The organism is Streptomyces sp. NPDC001381 (assembly GCF_042895685.1).
GTDB lineage: Bacteria > Actinomycetota > Actinomycetes > Streptomycetales > Streptomycetaceae > Streptomyces.
The window spans coordinates 281,437-299,662 of the sequence record NZ_JBIAWO010000003.1 but is presented as its reverse complement, the minus strand read 5'-3'; the positions used below and the strand labels follow the sequence as shown (position 1 = coordinate 299,662).

10 protein-coding genes are annotated in these 18,226 nt (G+C 73.1%); 6 read left to right on the top strand and 4 right to left on the bottom strand.

The window, feature by feature from the left end:
* The first annotated feature begins 34 nt into the window (after positions 1–34).
* On the top strand, positions 35–1,213 hold the full coding sequence (moeZ, locus tag ACFY2L_RS14930) for an adenylyltransferase/sulfurtransferase MoeZ (RefSeq protein ID WP_390661166.1): 1,179 nt from the start codon (positions 35–37) through the stop codon (positions 1,211–1,213).
* 65 nt (positions 1,214–1,278) lie between these two features.
* Here moeZ and ACFY2L_RS14925 read toward each other — a convergent pair whose 3' ends face one another.
* The 3 genes from ACFY2L_RS14925 to ACFY2L_RS14915 all read right to left on the bottom strand — a co-directional run bounded on the left by ACFY2L_RS14925 (position 1,279) and on the right by ACFY2L_RS14915 (position 7,376).
* Complete coding sequence (locus ACFY2L_RS14925) at positions 1,279–2,862, bottom strand: alpha/beta hydrolase (protein WP_390822528.1); 1,584 nt, start codon at positions 2,860–2,862, stop codon at positions 1,279–1,281.
* A gap of 139 nt (positions 2,863–3,001) precedes the next feature.
* On the bottom strand, positions 3,002–4,546 hold the full coding sequence (locus ACFY2L_RS14920) for an alpha/beta hydrolase (RefSeq protein WP_390822527.1): 1,545 nt from the start codon (positions 4,544–4,546) through the stop codon (positions 3,002–3,004).
* Positions 4,547–4,658: 112 nt separating this feature from the next.
* On the bottom strand, positions 4,659–7,376 hold the full coding sequence (locus tag ACFY2L_RS14915) for a lysylphosphatidylglycerol synthase domain-containing protein (RefSeq protein WP_390822526.1): 2,718 nt from the start codon (positions 7,374–7,376) through the stop codon (positions 4,659–4,661).
* 185 nt (positions 7,377–7,561) lie between these two features.
* On the opposite strand from ACFY2L_RS14915, the gene ACFY2L_RS14910 reads away from it, so the two are divergent.
* From ACFY2L_RS14910 to nudC, 5 genes are all read left to right on the top strand, one after another.
* Positions 7,562–7,951: an MGMT family protein gene (locus tag ACFY2L_RS14910; protein ID WP_390661162.1), complete on the top strand. Its 390-nt coding sequence runs from the start codon at positions 7,562–7,564 to the stop codon at positions 7,949–7,951.
* Positions 7,952–8,110: 159 nt separating this feature from the next.
* Positions 8,111–11,671 (top strand): ATP-dependent helicase, encoded by a 3,561-nt coding sequence (locus tag ACFY2L_RS14905; RefSeq protein ID WP_390822525.1) that lies wholly within the window; start codon positions 8,111–8,113, stop codon positions 11,669–11,671.
* A gap of 122 nt (positions 11,672–11,793) precedes the next feature.
* A complete protein-coding gene (locus tag ACFY2L_RS14900) occupies positions 11,794–15,381 on the top strand; it encodes a UvrD-helicase domain-containing protein (protein ID WP_390822524.1) in 3,588 nt (1,195 codons plus the stop codon).
* 10 nt (positions 15,382–15,391) lie between these two features.
* Entirely contained in the window at positions 15,392–16,804 is a 1,413-nt protein-coding gene (locus ACFY2L_RS14895; protein ID WP_390822523.1) for a dipeptidase, read from the top strand.
* Between the two features lie 150 nt (positions 16,805–16,954).
* Positions 16,955–17,899 carry an NAD(+) diphosphatase gene (gene nudC, locus ACFY2L_RS14890; protein ID WP_390661158.1) on the top strand — a complete coding sequence of 315 codons (945 nt, stop codon included), beginning with the start codon at positions 16,955–16,957 and terminating at the stop codon, positions 17,897–17,899.
* A gap of 70 nt (positions 17,900–17,969) precedes the next feature.
* On the opposite strand, the gene ACFY2L_RS14885 is transcribed toward nudC, so the two are convergent.
* Entirely contained in the window at positions 17,970–18,212 is a 243-nt protein-coding gene (locus ACFY2L_RS14885) for a mycoredoxin (protein ID WP_382784432.1), read from the bottom strand.
* Between the last annotated feature and the right edge of the window lie 14 nt (positions 18,213–18,226).

Genomic DNA, 18,226 nt, shown 5'->3' with positions numbered 1-18,226 from the left:
CAACTGTAGTGATCGACCGACCAACGGAGTCCCCGTGTCGTTGCCACCCCTGGTCGAGCCAGCCTCTGAGCTCACCGTAGACGAGGTTCGCCGGTACTCCCGCCACCTGATCATCCCCGATGTGGGGATGGACGGGCAGAAGCGGCTGAAGAACGCCAAGGTGCTCTGTGTGGGCGCCGGCGGCCTGGGCTCGCCGGCGCTGATGTACCTGGCCGCGGCGGGCGTCGGCACGCTCGGCATCGTGGAGTTCGACGAGGTCGACGAGTCGAACCTGCAGCGCCAGATCATCCACAGCCAGGCCGACATCGGCCGCTCCAAGGCCGAGTCCGCGCGGGACTCCGTCAAGGGCATCAACCCGTACGTGAACGTGATCCTTCACGAGGAACGGCTCGAGGCCGAGAACGTGATGGACATCTTCAGCCAGTACGACCTGATCGTCGACGGCACGGACAACTTCGCGACCCGGTACCTGGTCAACGACGCGTGCGTGCTGCTGAACAAGCCGTACGTGTGGGGCTCGATCTACCGCTTCGACGGCCAGGCCTCCGTGTTCTGGTCCGAGCACGGCCCCTGCTACCGCTGCCTCTACCCGGAGCCCCCGCCGCCTGGCATGGTCCCCTCCTGCGCCGAGGGCGGCGTCCTGGGCGTGCTGTGCGCGTCCATCGGCTCCATCCAGGTCACCGAGGCGATCAAGGTCCTCACCGGCACCGGTGAGCCCCTGGTCGGCCGTCTGATGATCTACGACGCCCTGGAGATGCAGTACCGCCAGGTCAAGGTCCGCAAGGACCCCGACTGCGCGGTCTGCGGCGAGAACCCGACCGTCACCGAGCTCATCGACTACGAGGCCTTCTGCGGCGTCGTCTCCGAGGAGGCCCAGCAGGCGGCCGCCGGCTCGACGATCACTCCCAAGCAGCTCAAGGAGTGGATCGACGACGGCGAGAACATCGAGATCATCGACGTCCGCGAGCCGAACGAGTACGAGATCGTCTCCATCCCGGGCGCCAGGCTGATCCCGAAGAACGAGTTCCTTCTGGGCACCGCCCTGGAGGGCCTGCCGCAGGACAAGAAGATCGTCTTGCACTGCAAGACGGGTGTCCGCAGTGCGGAAGTCCTCGCCGTGCTGAAGTCCGCGGGCTTCTCGGACGCCGTGCACGTCGGCGGCGGCGTCATCGGCTGGGTCAACCAGATCGAGCCGAGCAAGCCGGTCTACTGACCCGACCTGCCTCTTCGATCGGCGGGGTCCGCGGGCGCCACGAGCGCCCACGGGCCCCGCCGTCGTCATGAGCAGACCTTGCCGTCCTTCGGCACCGTCCCCTCGAGCAGGTACGCGTCCACCGCCGAGTCGACGCAGTCGCTCCCGCTGCCGTAGGCACCGTGCCCCTCGCCCTTCCAGGTGAGCAGCACACCGACACCCTTGCCGAGTTCGTCCGCCATCTTCCGGGCCCCCTCGTACGGCGTCGCCGGGTCCCCGGTGTTGCCGACCAGCAGGATCGGCGCCGCACCCGGGGCGCTCACCTCCGGGGTGTCGTACTGCCCGGCCACCGGCCAGTCGTGGCACCAGCCGGCCGTGTCCCAGCCCAGGAAGTCGCCGAAGACGGGCGAGATCCTCTCGAACCGCGGCAGCCGCTTCCTCGTCTCCCCGGCGGTCGGCCGCTGCTTGTCGTCCAAGCACGATATGACGCGTTGCGCGTGGGTCGTCGTGCCGTAGCCCCCCGAGGGGTCCCGGTCGTTGTAGGCGTCGGCCAGCGCCAGCAGCTCGGAGCCGTCACCGGCCTCCGCCGACTCCAGGGCGCTGGTGAGGGCCGGCCAGCTCTGCTCGCTGTACAGCGGCAGGACGATGCCGGTGACGGCCAGCGTCTGGTTCAGCTTCCGTCCGCCGGAGGCCGGCAGCGGCCGGCTGTCGAGCCGGTCCAGGAAGTCCGCGATCTTCGCGCTGCCCCGCTCCGGGTCCTGGCCCGTCGACTTCAGGTAGTTGTCGAGGGCCCGCTGGAAACCCCTCGCCTGGTTCTCGGCGTGGCCCACCGCGTCGGCGGTCGGGTCGACCACCGCGTCGAGGATCAGCCGCCCCACGTGCCGCGGGAACAGGTGGGCGTAGACGCCGCCCAGTTCGGTGCCGTAGGAGATGCCGAAGTAGTGCAGCTTCGTGTCGCCGAGGACCTGGCGCATCAGGTCCATGTCGCGCGCGGTGTCGGTGGTCGAGACGTGCGCCAGCAGCGCGCCCGCCGCCTTCTTGCAGCCCTCGCCGAAGTCGGTGGCGTCCTGGAGGTACGCCCGCTCCTCGGCCCGGGTGTCCGGGGTGACGTCGATGGACTCGGCGGCCTGGATGTCCCTGTCACTGCGGCAGCGGATGCCCTCGCTGCCGCCCACCCCGCGCGGGTCCCAGCTGACCAGGTCGTAGCGCTCGCGCAGTGCGGAGAACGTGGCGCCGTACGGCGGAAGCGTGGACACCCCCGAGCCGCCGGGGCCGCCGAAGTTGAACAGCAGCGAGCCGACGCGCTCCGCGCCGCCCCCTCGGGATCTGGTGCGGATCAGCGCGAGACCGATGGTTTCGCCGTCCGGCTTCGACCAGTCCAGCGGCACCTTCATGGTGGCGCACTGCCATGCGCTGCCCGGGGCGTCGGAGTCCGCGTCGGCCTTGCAGCGCCCCCAGTCCAGCTTCTGCCCGGTGAGCGAGGCGGGCGGGGCGGGCGCGGTGGCCGTGCCCGAGGAACGGGCCGAGGGCCGGGGGCTGGTGGCTGCCCTCCCCTTGGCGTCGCCGCCGCTGCCCGACGGACCGCGGCTGCCCGACGGACCGGCGCTGCAGCCCGCCGCGAGCAGCGCGGCGGCGGCGCCCAGTGCCGTCCACCGTGGAAAACGCGCCATGTGCACTTCCCCCCTTGCCGACCGGTCCGCGCCGGGTGGCGGAACGGCTGTCAGGCCATGGTAGGCGGACTGCCGCCGACCCGTCGGAGCCTGTGGATAACTGTGTGACCTGCGGGTTTTCCGGGATTCAGGGGGAGGGTCAGGTGCACACGGTCCCGGCGGCCGGCACCTTGCCGTCCAGCAGATAGCCGTCCACCGCCGCCTGCACGCACTTGTTCTTGCTGCCGTAGGCGCCGTGCCCCTGCCCCCGGTAGGTCAGCTCCACGCCGACGCCCTTGCCCAGCGCGTCCACCATCCTGCGCGCCCCCTCGTACGGGGTCGCCGGGTCGCCGGTGTTGCCCACGACGAGGATGGGCGCCGAGCCGGGCGCGCCGACGTCCGGGTGGTCGGCGGCACCCGGCACGGCCCAGTCGGTGCAGCTGATCATGGACCAGGCCATGAAGTCCCCGAACAGGGGCGAGGCCGCGCGGAACTCCGGCATCCTCGCCTCCACGTGGCCGGCGGAGTAGCGGGGGCTGTCGTCGGAGCAGTTGATGGCGGCGTTGGCGGCGGCGATGTTGCTGTACTCGCCGTTGGAGCTGCGGCCGTTCAGAGAGTCGGACAGCAGCATCAGGATCCTGCCGTCCCCGTCGTAGGCCTGTTCCAGGCCCTCGGTGAGGTACTCCCAGAACTCCTTCGAGTACAGCGCCTGCGCGATGCCGTTGGTGGCGGCGCTCTGGGTGAGGGAACGCGGGAAGACGCCCGGGATCGGCTTGCCGTCGAGTCTCCTCAGCAGCGCCGCGATCCGGTCCTTCACGTCCTGGGCGCTGTCGCCGACCGGACACTCCTCGGCCTTGGACGCGCAGTCCTCGGCGAAGTTGTCGAGCGCGAGCTGGAAGCCCCTGGCCTGGCCGAGGGCTCCCTGCTCGGGCGTCTGCGTGGGGTCGACGACCGCGTCGAAGACGGCGCGCCCGACGTGCCGCGGGAACAGGTGGGCGTAGACGCCGCCCAGTTCGGTGCCGTAGGAGATGCCGAAGTAGTGCAGCTTCGTGTCGCCGAGGACCTGGCGCATCAGGTCCAGGTCGCGGGCCGCGTCGGTGGTGCGCACATGCGGCAGCATCTTCCCCGAGTGCTCCTCGCAGGCCGCGTTGAACTCCTCGGTGTTGTCCAGGAGGGTGCTGCGCTCGGCAGCGTCGTCGGGTGTCATGTCCTGCTGGAAGTACGCGTCGAGCCGCTGGTCGTTCTCGCAGGTCACACCGGCGCTGCGGCCGACCCCGCGCGGGTCGAAGCTCACCAGGTCGTACCGGGTGCGCAGGGTCGCGTAGTCCTCGCCGAAGGCGGGCAGCGCGCTGACGCCCGATCCGCCTGGTCCGCCGAAGTTGAAGACGAGCGAACCGATCCGCCGGCTCGCGTCGCCGTCGGCCTCGGCGCGGATCAGCGCGATCTTGATGGTGTCGCCCTTCGGCTCGGCCCAGTCCCGGGGCACCTTCATGGTCGCGCACTGCCACCGGTCGCCGCCCGGCAGCGGGGACGGGGCGTTGCCGCCGCCCTCGGACCGGGACGGGGCCGGGCAGTCCTTCCAGCTGAGCTTCTGCTCCGTCAGGTCCTCGTCCCCGGCTTCGTCGGCACAGCCGGCCAGGAGAGGGGCCAGCAGAAGGGCGGTCGCGGTCAGGGCGGCGGCGCGCAGCCGGGCGGGGTTCGGCATGATCCCATCGTGGGGGCGTGCCGGCCCGGGCGCGCGGGGCGCGGGCCGTACGAGGTAGCGCCACCGGGCCCTTCCCGAGGGCCCGCTGCGGGCCGGAGGCCGCCTTCGCCGGTTAGAGGGCGCCCTTGCGGGTCAGCTGGTTGAACGCCAGCCAGCCGGGCAGCACCGGAAGCCACAGCGTGAGCAGGCGGAAGAGCAGCACCGCGGGAGCGGCCACTTCCTTCGGCAGGCCGACCGCGATCAGACCGACCGTCAGGGTCGCCTCGACGGCGCCGACACCGCCCGGGGTGGGGGCCGCGGAGCCGAGCGCGTTGCCGGCGAGGAAGACGACGGCGACGCTGGCGATGCTGATGGAGGTCGAGTCCGTGCCGAACGCGCGGATCGACGCGTCCAGGCACATCACGAAGCAGAAGGTCAGCAGCAGCATGCCGCCGATGCCGGTGACCAGCTTCTGCGGCCGTTGCAGCACGTCCAGCATGCGCGGCACGACACCCGCGAACAGTGACCGCACGCGCGTGGAGACGAATTTCCGCAGGAACGGCACCGAGGTCACGACCAGCACGAGCACCGCCACGGTGAGCAGGCCCGCGATGACCGTGCGGGACGGCGACAGCGACGGGGTCTTCTCGGTGCCGGTCAGGTAGCCGAAGGACAGCAGCATCAGGATGTGGCAGCCGAGCCCGAACAGCTGAGACGCCCCGACGCTCGCCACCGCGAGACCGGGACGCACGCCCGAACGCTGCAGGAAGCGCGTGTTGAGCGCGACCCCGCCGACGGCGGCCGGCGCCACGATCTTCACGAAGGACCCGGCGACCTGCGCGGCCACGGTCCGCAGGAACGGCACCCGCTCCGGCACGAACCCCAGCAGGCTCATCGCCGCGGCGACATAGCTCAGCGCCGAGAACAGCACGGCCGCGGCGACCCAGCCCCACTCCGCGTTGGCGATGAGCGGGCCGAACTCGATGTGGGTGAGCTGCGTCAGCAGGAAGTAGGCGCCGATCGCACCGGCGATGAAGCTGATCAGGGTGCGTGGCCGTACCCGCTCCAGCCGCGCGGGCTCGACCGGGGCCTGGGGCCTGATCCGCAGCACCTCGTGCCGGATCTGCGTGAGCAGGTCCTCCTCGCGCGCCTCCTCCACCGCTTCGTCGATGGCCCGCTTCTCGGCCCGCGCCTGCGCGCGTACGGCCTTCTTCCCGGCCTTCTCGGATACCGGCTCCGCCTCCTGCCCGGCCTCCAGGCGGGCCTCCTTGGCCTGCCGGGACGCCTCGAGGACCGCCTCGCGCTCGCGCTGGGCCCGTTCCCGGGCCAGTCTGCGCAGCGTCGCGCGCGTGGAGCGGCTGAGCGCGATGGGCTGCAGCATCGGCAGACAGTCCGCCACCGCGTCCGGGCCGAGCACGCTCACGGCCGAGGCGACCGCGCGCTCGCCGCCCACGCGCAGACCCAGGGTCACGAGCAGCTGGGAGATGTCCATGCGCAGCAGCAGATCGCCGGCCGCGATCTCGCCGACGCGCAGATCGGTGAGGATCACCGTGCCGGAACGATCCACCAAGATCGCGTCACCCACCAGCCTGCGGTGCGCGATGCGGCGGGACTGCAGCGCGCGCACCTGGTCCCAGGTGTCCCGCAGCAGCTCGTCGGTGATCTCCTCGTCCGCCAGCGAGTCGAGCGTGTGCCCGCCGGTGTGCTCGTAGACGAGCATCACGGCGTCGGGTCCTAGCTCGGAGGTGGCGATCAGTTTGGGCGCGTTGGCGCCCGCCGCGATCGCCGCGTAGGCGAGCAGCGCCTCCTGCTCCAGTGCCTGGCGCAGCGACTGGAGACTGCTGCGGGTGGCGAAGCCGCGCAGGGTCAGATTGCGCCACGCGCGGTAGAAGAAGCCCTGTGCCTGCTGCTCCCGGTCGACCACGGTGACGTCCAGCGGCGGGCCGTCCTCCAGGGTGACGAAGTAGCGCCGGCCGCGGTCGCCGGTCTCCGAGGTGTCCGGCGCCTCCTCGCGGGCCGCGCTCACCGGGTGGAAGCCGACGTGCCGCAGGCCCGCCATCAGCGTCCGTCCCGTGGGGCGCACGTTCGGCGAGCCGACCGCGTACAGCGTGCCGTACGCCACGGTCCAGCCGATCAGCACCGTCAGAATGATCGAGAACGGCGTGGTGTACCCGGTGACCAGCATCGAGAACGCGTCGAGGAGCAGCACGATCCACAGCACCGCGCGCCAGCGCGGCCGGCGCGACATGCCGACGGCCGTCATGTACGCGATCACGGGCGCGAGATAGCCGTGCACCGGGTCGGTGAGGGCGTGGATGTCACCGGGGGAGGGCTGGGTGAGGGCCTCCTGGATCGAGTCCGGGGCGGCCTTGGCGACCCACAGGTCGGTGGCGAGTGTCACACCGTGCGCGAGGACTGCGGCGAGCACACCGTCGGCGATCCGCAGCCCGTCGCGCTTGATCAGCCGCTCGATCGCGAAGGCGACCGGCACCAGCAGGATCGCGATGCTGGAGGCGAGCCCGGCGATCTTGATGAGCAGATCGGGCGCCTGTCCCGTGCCCTTGTTGATGTCCTGTTCGAGGCCCGACGTCGTCCCGTGTGCGAACGCGGCGATGCCCAGCAGCACGATGACCGCGAGCACGCCCACCAGGAGCCGCATGAGGTCGGACGGGCGGTGCACGCGCGCGGGGAGCAGCGGTTCGTCGCCCTCGACCTCGTCGACGTGCACCTCCTCCCGCGCCTCGTCGCGCGCCTCGTCCGGGGTCTCGCCCGGACTGTCCGGACCGTCCGGGCGCGACGCAGCGTCAGAGGTGCCCTCCGCGTCCTCGGGATGCACACCCTGCTGCTTCATCGTCTCTTCTTGATCTCGTATCACCGGTCACCGCCCGCACGATGGTGGCATGCTCCACCGACACACGGGGGCATCAGGGTGCAAATGCGGGGCGCACAGTCTGCCCGAAGCACCACCCGGCGGCGAGGATCACGCACGGTCACCGGACGGTCGCGCTGTCGGTGGTGTGGGGCAGGATGGGGCGGATGAGCGAGCAGAGCATCCCGGACGACGAGGCCCGCCGGGAGCACCCGGACGCGCTGCCGGAGTACGCCGAGCGGGTCCTCGAGGTCGCGGAGCTGATCCCGCCCGGGCGGGTCATGACGTACGGGGACGTCGCCGAGTGGCTCGAGGAGGGCGGCCCCCGGCAGGTCGGCCGGGTGATGGCCCTGTACGGCGGCGCCGTGCCGTGGTGGCGCGTGGTGCGCGCCGACGGGGCGCTGCTGCCGGGCCACGAGCTGCGGGCGCTCGGCCACTACCGCGCCGAGGGCACGCCCCTGAAGGAGGCGAGCAGGGCCGCCGAGGGCCACCTGCCCCGCCTCGACATGAGGCGGGCGCGCTGGGACGGCGGCGAACGCGCGGAAGGTCACACCTGACAGCTTCCGCCATCCGACCCGCCGGAGGGGACCCCGTGGCCCGTACGGGGGAAAACCGGTGAACCGGGCACGTCGGTGCCATGGCGTACGTTCGAGGGGCGCGGGGCGGAGAAAACGGCCCTCGATCACCCAGCACACCCACCAGGACCGGCGAACCACGTGAGCTCCTCTTCCTCCACCAGGCGCCTGTCGCACCCCCAGGGGCGACAGGGGAACCGTGGCGCTTACCGACTGGTACGTACCCCGCCGGCCCGGATGGATCCCCCTCGTCTGGACGCCGCACAGCGCTCCGTGGTTGACCACGCCGGCGGGCCGCTGCTCGTGCTCGCCGGACCCGGCACCGGCAAGACCACCACGCTCGTGGAGTCCGTCGCGGCCCGGATCGCCCGCGGCGGCGACCCCGCGCGCGTGCTGGTGCTCACCTTCAGCCGCAAGGCTGCCGTGGAACTGCGCGACCGGATGGCCCTGCGGATGGGCGCCGCCCGAGCTCCCCAGGCGACCACCTTCCATTCGTACTGCTACGCCCTGGTCCGCGCCCACCAGGACAGCGACCTGTTCATGGAACCGCTGCGGCTGCTGTCCGGCCCCGAACAGGACGTCGCCGTCCGCGCGCTGCTCGCCGGCCAGCTCGACCTGCAGCGGCTCGGCCTGGCGCACGTGCGCTGGCCCGACGAGCTGCGTGCCTGCCTCACCACGCGCGGCTTCGCCGACGAGGTCCGCGCGGTGCTCGCCCGCAGCCGGGAACTCGGCCTCGGCCCCGAGGCCCTGGACGCCTTCGCCGCCCGCATCGGCCGCCCCGACTGGCGTGCCGCGGCCGCCTTCCTCGCCGAGTACCTCGACGTCCTCGACCTGCACGGCGTGATCGACTACGCCGAACTCGTCCACCGCGCGGTCCTGCTCGCCCACCGCCCGCGGACCGCCGAGCGGCTCGCCGCGCAATACGACGCCGTGTACGTCGACGAGTACCAGGACACCGACCCGGCGCAGGTACGGCTGCTGCACGCCCTCGCCGGCGGCGGCCGCACCCTCGTCGCCTTCGGCGACCCCGACCAGTCGATCTACACCTTCCGGGGCGCCGACGTGAACGGCATCCTCGACTTCCCGCGGGCCTTCCCGCGTCCCGACGGCAGCCCGGCCCCCGTCGAGGTCCTGCGCACCTCCCGCCGCTCCGGCGCCACCCTGCTCGCCGCCACCCGGCTGCTGACCCAGCGCATGCCCCTGACCCGCCTCCCGGCGGAGAAGGTCCGCGCCCATCGCGAACTCGCCCCCGCGCGCGAGGGCGGCCACGTCGAGGTGTACACGTACCCGACACCCGGCACCGAGCTGGACAACGTCGCCGACATCCTGCGCCGGGCCCACCTGGAGGACGGCGTGCCCTGGGGCGAGATGGCCGTCCTGGTCCGCGCCGGCTCCCGCACGATCCCCACGGTCCGCCGCGCCCTCACGGCCGCCGGCGTCCCCCTCGACATCGACGGCGACGACCTGCCGCTGCGCCACGAACCCGCGGTGGCCCCTCTGCTGACGGCCCTGCGCGCGGTGGCGACGGCGGAGGCGGCGGGACAGCCCGAGGGACCCCGTACCGAGGAGACCGCGGCCGAGGCGCCAGGTCGGCCGGAGGAGCCCGAGGACGAGGAGAGCCCGGCCGAGGCGGTAGCGCAGCCCGGCGGTGAGGGGACGCCGGCCGAGGCGGTAGCGCAGCCCGGCGGTGAGGGGACGCCGACCGAAGCGGGACAGCCCGGCGGTCAGGGCACCCTGGACGACGCGGCGGGACGCGGCGGTCAGCGCACCCCGGACGAGACGGCGGGACCCGACGACGAGGGGACCCGGAACGACGGACCGGGCCCCTGCTGGCTCGACACCGAAACCGCGCTCACCCTCCTCGCCTCCCCGCTCGCCGGCATGGACGCCGCCGACCTGCGCCGCCTGGGCCGCGCCCTGCGGGAGGAGGAGCGCGCCGCGGGCAACCCGCTGCCGCCGCCCTCCGACGAACTGCTCGCGCGCGCCCTGGCCGAACCGGAGCGGCTGGTCACCCACGACCCGGTGTACGCGCGCGGCGCCCAGCGCCTCGGCGCGCTGCTCGCCACGGCCCGGGAGCGCCTCGCGCGCGGCGGTACGGCCGAGGAGGCCCTGTGGGACCTCTGGGAGGGCACCCCCTGGCCCACGCGGCTGGAGCGGGCCGCCCGGCGCGGCGGCGCGGCCGGCCGCAACGCCGACCGCGACCTGGACGCCGTCTGCGCGCTGTTCGCCACCGCCGCGCGCGCGGAGGAGCGCACCGGCGGCCGCGGCGCCCTGAACTTCCTGGCCGAGATCGAGGCCGAGGACATAGCCGCCGACACCCTCACCCGCCGCGCCGTACGCCCCGACGCCGTGCGCCTGATGACCGCCCACCGCGCCAAGGGCCTGGAATGGAGCCTGGTGGTCGTCGCCGGCGTCCAGGAAGGCCTGTGGCCGGACCTGCGCCGCCGCGGCTCCCTCCTGGAAGCCGACCGTATCGGCCGCGACGGGCTCGCCGAACCGCTCACCCCGGGCGCGCTGCTCGCCGAGGAGCGCCGCCTGTTCTACGTGGCCGCCACGCGCGCGCGTGACCGCCTCGTCGTCACGGCCGTGAAGGCGCCCGCCGACGACGGCGACCAGCCCTCCCGCTTCCTCACCGAACTCGGCGTCGAACCCAAGGACGTCACCGGCCGCCCGCGCCGCCCCCTGTCGGTCGCCGCGCTCGTCGCCGAGCTGCGCGCCACCACGGTCGACCCACGCGCCTCCGCCACCCTCCGCGAGGCCGCCGCCCGCCGCCTGGCGCGCCTCGCCGCGCTCGCCGACGAGGAGGGCCGGCCGCTGGTGCCGTCCGCGCACCCCTACCGCTGGTGGGGCATGTTCGAGCCGACCGAGAGCAAGATGCCGCTGCGCGACCGCGACCAGCCCGTCGTGCTCTCCGGCAGCGCCCTCGACCAGCTCGCCAACACCTGCGCCCTGCAGTGGTTCCTGGGCCGCGAGGTGAAGGCCGACGCGCCCGCCACCGTCGCCCAGGGCTTCGGCAACGTCGTGCACGTCCTCGCCGACGAGGTCGCCTCCGGGCACACCCCGGCCGACCTCGACGTCCTCATGGAGCGCCTCGACTCCGTGTGGAACGCGCTCGCCTTCGACGCGCCCTGGAAGTCGGCGCAGGAGAAGGAGCACGCACGCGTGGCGCTCGAACGCTTCCTCCGGTGGCACGTGATGGACCGCACGGGGCGCACGCCCGTCACCAGCGAGCACGACTTCGACGTCACCCTCGAGGCGGGCGACTACGAGGTGCGCATCCGCGGCCAGATGGACCGCGTCGAGGCGGACGGCGAGGGACGCGCCTACGTCGTCGACTTCAAGACCGGCAAGCAGGCGCCGACCGCGCGCGAGGTCGAGCGCCACCCCCAGCTCGCCGTCTACCAGCTCGCCGTCCGCGAGGGCGCCGTCGACGAGGCCTTCGACGGCGTACGCCCCGAACCGGGCGGCGCCGAACTCGTCCAGCTGCGCCAGGGGGCCGCCAAGCGGGACGGCGGCGAGACGCTGCCCAAGGTGCAGGCCCAGCAGCCGCTGGAGGGGGAGTGGGTCGGCGAGATGCTCGCCACGGCCGCCGGCAAGGTCCTGGACGAGCGGTTCACCCCCACCGCCGGCCAGCACTGCACACACTGCGCGTTCCGGGCGTCGTGCAGCGCCCGGCCCGAGGGACGCCACGTGGTGGAGTGAACGCCCGGCACCGTGCGACGGACAGGTGTGACGGACCGCACCACATCCACTGACCTGCGCTTCCCTGCCTCACGGCGGGCGATTTGTCATCGACTGTCAGTGCCCGCCGCTAGCCTCTCCCCATGCCCGCCCGCATCACCGATCCCGAGCAGCTCAAGGAGCTCCTCGGGATCCCCTTCACCCCGGAGCAGACGGCCTGCATCACCGCGCCGCCCGCCCCGCAGGTGATCGTGGCCGGAGCGGGGTCGGGCAAGACGACCGTGATGGCCGCGCGCGTCGTCTGGCTGGTCGGCACCGGCCAGGTCGCCCCGGAGCAGGTCCTCGGCCTGACCTTCACCAACAAGGCCGCCGGCGAGCTCGCCGAACGCGTCCGCAAGGCACTCGTCAGGGCGGGCGTGACCGACCCCGACGTCATCGACCCGGACGATCCGCCGGGTGAGCCGGTGATCTCCACGTACCACGCCTTCGCGGGCCGCCTTCTGGCCGACCACGGCCTGCGCATCGGCCTGGAGCCGACGTCCCGCCTGCTCGCCGACGCCACCCGCTACCAGCTCGCCGCGCGCGTCCTGCGCGAGGCCCCCGGCCCCTACCCGTCGCTCACCCGCTCCTTCGCCGACCTGGTCAGCGACCTTCTGGCACTCGACTCCGAGCTCGCCGAACACCTCGTACGTCCCGAGGACCTGCGCGTCTGGGACACCGGACTGCTGCGCGCCCTGGAGGGTGCCAGGCTGACCAACGCCGACCTGCGCAAGGTGCCCGAGACGGCCGCCGCCCGCCGCGAACTGGCCGACCTGGTGCTGCGCTACCGCGCGGCCAAGCGCGAACGCGACCTGCTGGACTTCGGTGACCAGATCGCCCTGGCCGCGCGGCTGGCGCAGGTCCCCGAGGTGGGCCGGATCCTGCGCGACGAGTTCCGCGTGGTGCTCCTGGACGAGTACCAGGACACCTCCGTCGCCCAGCGCATCCTCCTGGCCGGCCTGTTCGGCGGCGGCACCGGCCACCCCGTGACCGCCGTCGGCGACCCCTGCCAGGCCATCTACGGCTGGCGCGGCGCCTCCGTCGCCAACCTCGACGACTTCCCCGAGCACTTCGCCCACGCCGACGGCCGGCCGGCGACCCGCCAGTCGCTCAGCGAGAACCGCCGCAGCGGCGGCCGTCTCCTCGACCTCGCCAACGGCCTCGCCGAACCCCTGCGCGCCATGCACGCGGGCGTGGAGGCCCTCCGCCCGGCCCCCGGCGCCGAACGCGACGGCCTGGTCCGCTGCGCGCTCCTGACGACCCATGCCGAGGAGATCGACTGGATCGCCGACTCCGTCGCCCACCTCGTCCGCACCGGCAAGGCGCCCGGCGAGATCGCCGTCCTGTGCCGCACGGCCACCGACTTCGCGGAGATCCAGGGCGCCCTGGTCGCCCGTGACGTGCCCGTCGAGGTCGTCGGGCTCTCCGGACTGCTGCACCTGCCCGAGGTCGCCGACCTCGTCGCCGTCTGCGAGGTCCTCCAGGACCCCGGCGCCAACGCCTCCCTGGTCCGGCTGCTCACCGGCCCGCGCTGGCGCATCGGCCCCCGCGACCTCGCCCTCCTCGGCCGGCGGGCGCGGCTGCTCGTCTCCCACGCGCGCGGGGACGACGGCGACGATCCGGACCGGCGTCTCGCCGAGGCCGTCGAGGGGGTCGACCCGTCCGAGGTGATATCGCTCGCGGACGCCCTCGACACCTTCCTGGAAGCCCCCCTGGACCGGGCGGACGACGACGGGCTGCCCTTCTCGCCGGACGCGCGCGTGCGCTTCGCGCGGCTCGCCGCCGAACTGCGCGACCTGCGCCGCTCCCTGTCCGACCCGCTGATGGACGTCCTGCACCGGGTCCTCGCCGTCACCGGCCTCGAGGTCGAACTGTCCGCGTCCCCGCACGCCCTGGCCGCCCGCCGCCGCGAGACCCTGTCGAACTTCCTCGACATCGCCGCCTCCTTCGCCGCCGGCGAGAACGAGGCCAGCCTGCTCGCCTTCCTCGGCTTCCTGCGCACCGCCGCCCAGTACGAGAAGGGCCTCGACAACGCCCTGCCCGGCGGCGAGAACACCGTCAAGGTGCTCACCGCCCACAAGTCCAAGGGCCTGGAATGGGACGTCGTCGCCGTCCCCGGCCTGGTCACCGGCACCTTCCCCAGCGGCCAGGGCCGCGAGAAGTGGACCGCCCAGGCCAAGGTGCTGCCGCACGAGTTGCGCGGCGACGCCGACACCCTGCCCGACATCGACTCCTGGGACTCCCGGGGCATGAAGGCCTTCCACGAGGCCATGAAGGACCACCAGCACACCGAGGAACTCCGCCTCGGCTACGTCACCTTCACCCGCCCCCGCTCCCTGCTCCTCGGCTCCGGCCACTGGTGGGGCCCCACCCAGAAGAAGCCCCGCGGCCCCTCCGACTTCCTGCGGGCCCTCTACGACCACTGCGCGGCCGGCCACGGCGAGATCGAGGCCTGGGCGGACGAACCGGAGGAGGACGAGGAGAACCCCACCCTGCACCGGGCGACCGCCGACCAGGTCTGGCCGCTTCCCCTGGACGACGCCGCGCTCGCCCGCCGCCGTGCCGCCGCCGAGACCGTCCTCGCCCACCTCGACGACCTCGCCCGCCCCGGGGAAGGCCACCCCGCGGCCACGCACGACCCGGACACCTACGACGACCCCGACTGGCCCCCGCCCCCCGACGAGGACGAGCCGCCCTACGACGAGGCCGACCCGTTCGACGACGACCTCGCTGCCGCATTCGACGACGACCCGGACGCCGGATTCGACGACGACCCCGACGCCGGGTACGCCGACGCACCCGCCACCGGCCGCGGCGAGGCGGGCCACGCCGACCGGGACGAGTGGGACACCGCCCGCCCGGCCGTACCCCACCAGGCCACGGCCCCCGAGCTCCGCGCCGTACGCCCCCGGCGGCCTTCCCTCACCCCCGAGGAGGCTCGCACGGTCGCCTCCTGGGACCGCGACCTCGACGCGCTCGCCGGCGAACTCCTGCGCAGCCGCCGGAGCGTCACGGACGTCCCCCTCCCGACGACGCTGACCGCCTCGCAGCTGCTGCGCCTGGCCGCCGACCCCGACGGTCTCGCGCAGGAACTCGCCCGCCCCATGCCCCGCCCCCCGCAACCGGCCGCACGCCGCGGCACCCGGTTCCACGCATGGGTGGAGGCCCGCTTTGAGGAATTGACGCTTCCGCTGCTGGAACCGGACGACCTGCCCGGCGCCGACGCGGAGATCGCCGACGAACACGACCTGGACGCCCTCAAGGAGGCCTTCGAGCGCACCGAGTACGCCCGGCGCACCCCCTACCGCGTCGAGGCCCCCTTCCAGCTCGCCCTCGCCGGGCGCGTCGTACGGGGCCGTATCGACGCCGTCTACAAGGAGGGCGACGGCCCCACGGCGACGTACGAGATCGTCGACTGGAAGACCAACCGAGCCCGCACCGCCGACCCGCTCCAGCTCGCCCTCTACCGGCTCGCCTGGGCCGAGCAGCAAGGGGTGCCCGTGGAATCCGTCACAGCGGCGTTCCTCTATGTGCGCACCGGTGACGTCGTACGACCCGACGGACTGCCCGATCGTGCCGAGCTGGAGCGCCTGTTGACGGGGGAGGAGGCCGCCGCGGACGACCGTGGAGGACGTCCCGCACAGGCAAACCGTGCACAACCGCCCGGCGAGGATGCCGGCGCGGGCCGATAGGCTCGTGACCATGAGCCATCCCGTTGACAGTGCCGTCAGCGCCGTCCGCACGTACATCGAGCGGCATCGCGCCGCCTTCCTCGACGACCTCGCCGAGTGGCTGCGGATCCCGTCGGTGTCGGCGCAGCCCGACCACGCCCCCGACGTACGGCGCAGCGCGGACTGGCTCGCCGCGAAGCTGAAGGAGACCGGCTTCCCCACCGCCGAGGTCTGGCAGACGCCGGGCGCACCCGCCGTCTACGCCGAGTGGCCCTCAGGTGATCCCGAGGCGCCCACCGTCCTGGTCTACGGCCACCACGACGTGCAGCCCGCCGCCCGCGAGGACGGCTGGGACAGCGACCCCTTCGAGCCCGTCGTCCGCGGAAACCGCCTCCACGCGCGCGGGGCCGCCGACGACAAGGGCCAGGTGTTCTTCCACACCCTCGGTGTCCGCGCCCACCTCGCCGCCACCGGTCGCACCGCCCCGGCGGTCAACCTCAAGCTGCTCGTCGAGGGCGAGGAGGAGTCCGGCTCCCCGAACTTCCGTGCCCTCGTCGAGGAGCACGCCGAGCGGCTCGCCGCCGACGCCGTGATCGTCTCCGACACCGGTATGTGGTCCGCGGACACCCCCACGGTCTGCACCGGCATGCGTGGCCTCGCCGAGTGCGAGATCCGGCTCTTCGGCCCCGACCAGGACATCCACTCGGGCTCGTTCGGCGGCGCGGTGCCCAACCCGGCCACCGTGGCTGCGCGCCTCGTGGCCGCCCTGCACGACGAGCACGCGCGCGTGGCCGTCCCCGGCTTCTACGACGGCGTCGTCGAGCTCACCGCACGCGAGCGCGAACTCTTCGCGGAGCTGCCCTTCGACGAGGAGCAGTGGCTGCGCACCGCCAAGTCGCACGCCACCCACGGCGAGGCCGGGCACACCACCCTGGAGCGCATCTGGGCCCGCCCGACCGCCGAGGTCAACGGCATCGGCGGCGGCTACCAGGGCCCCGGCAGCAAGACGATCATCCCGTCCTCGGCCTTCGTGAAGCTGTCCTTCCGGCTGGTCGCCGGACAGGACCCCGAGCGCGTCGAGAAGGCCGTCGGCGCCTGGGCCGCCGACCAGATCCCCGCCGGCATCCGGTTCGAGATCGCGTTCAGCTCGGCCACGCGCCCGTGCCTGACCCCGCTGGACCACCCCGCCCTGGAGTCCGTGGTCCGCGCCATGGGCCGCGCCTTCGAGGGGCCCGTCCGCTTCACCCGCGAGGGCGGCTCGGGACCGGCCGCCGACCTTCAGGAAGTCCTCGGCGCCCCGGTGCTCTTCCTGGGCATCTCCGTCCCCTCGGACGGCTGGCACGCGCCGAACGAGAAGGTCGAGCTGGACCTCCTTCTCAAAGGCGTGGAGACCACCGCGTATCTCTGGGGCGACCTGTCGGAGACCTGGCGCCATGCACCCTGACGCCCCCGCTCGGCCCGGAGCTGGTTTGACCGCGGCGCACACTGGAAAGGCCGCACCGCGACACCGCACCGGACCCGGTCGCCCCCTGCCGCACGTCCCGCTGAACCGCCCGCCGAATCAACCGTTCCACCGGGGGAGTTGGAAGCACCCGTGACCACCTGGACCGACCAGAACGCCGACCGGCCCATCTCGCTCACCGCACCGAGCGGCATCGACCGCGCCGCCCACCACCGGCTCGACGAGGCCTGGCTCGCCGCGGCATGGAGCCACCCGACGACGCGTTGTTTCGTCGTCTCCGGCGGCCAGGTCCTCATCGACGAGACGGCCGACGGCCGGACCGAGCTCGTCATGACGCCCTCCTTCGAGGCCCCTCTCACCGAGGCGCACCGCTACTTCCTCGGCACCGACGAGGACGGAGTCAGCTACTTCGCCCTGCAGAAGGACGCCCTGCCCGGCCGCATCGACCAGTCCGCGCGCCCGGCCGGGCTGCGCGAGGCCGGACTGCTGCTGTCGCCCCGCGACGTCGGCCTGATGGTGCACGCCGTCGGCCTGGAGAACTGGCAGCGCACCCACCGCTTCTGCTCCCGCTGCGGCGAGCGCACCGTCATCGCGGCGGCCGGTCACATCCGGCGCTGCCCCGCCTGCGGCGCCGAGCACTACCCCCGCACCGACCCCGCGGTGATCATGGCCGTGACGGACGAGGACGACCGCATCCTCCTGGGCCGCCAGGTGCACTGGCCCGAGGGCCGCTTCTCGACCCTCGCCGGCTTCGTCGAGCCCGGTGAGTCCATCGAGCAGGCCGTGCGCCGCGAGGTGTTCGAGGAGGCCGGCATCACCGTCGGCCAGGTCGACTACATCGCCAGCCAGCCCTGGCCGTTCCCGTCCAGCCTCATGCTGGGCTTCGTCGCCCGCGCCACCTCCACCGACATCGACGTCGACGGCGACGAGATCCACGAGGCCCGCTGGTTCTCCCGCGACGAACTGGGCGCCGCCTTCGAGTCCGGCGAGGTCCTGCCGCCGTACGGCATCTCGATCGCGGCCCGCCTGATCGAGCTCTGGTACGGCAAGCCGCTGCCCACGCGCAGCTTCGTGTGACGCGCCATGTGACAAAGGACACGGAAAGGGCGGCCTCCGAAGCTCCGGAGGCCGCCCTTTCCGTGCGGGGTCACGCGCCGATCTTCTGCTTCACCTGCGCCAGCGACGGGTTCGTCAGCGTCGAACCGTCGGCGAACAGCACGGTCGGCACCGTCTGGTTTCCGCCATTCGCCTTCTCCACGAACGCCGCGGACTCCGGGTCCTGCTCGATGTTGATCTCGGTGTACGCGATGCCCTCGCGGTCCAGCTGCTTCTTCAGCCGCTGGCAGTAACCGCACCACGTGGTGCTGTACATCGTCACAGTGCCCAGCATGTCTCTCGTGCTCC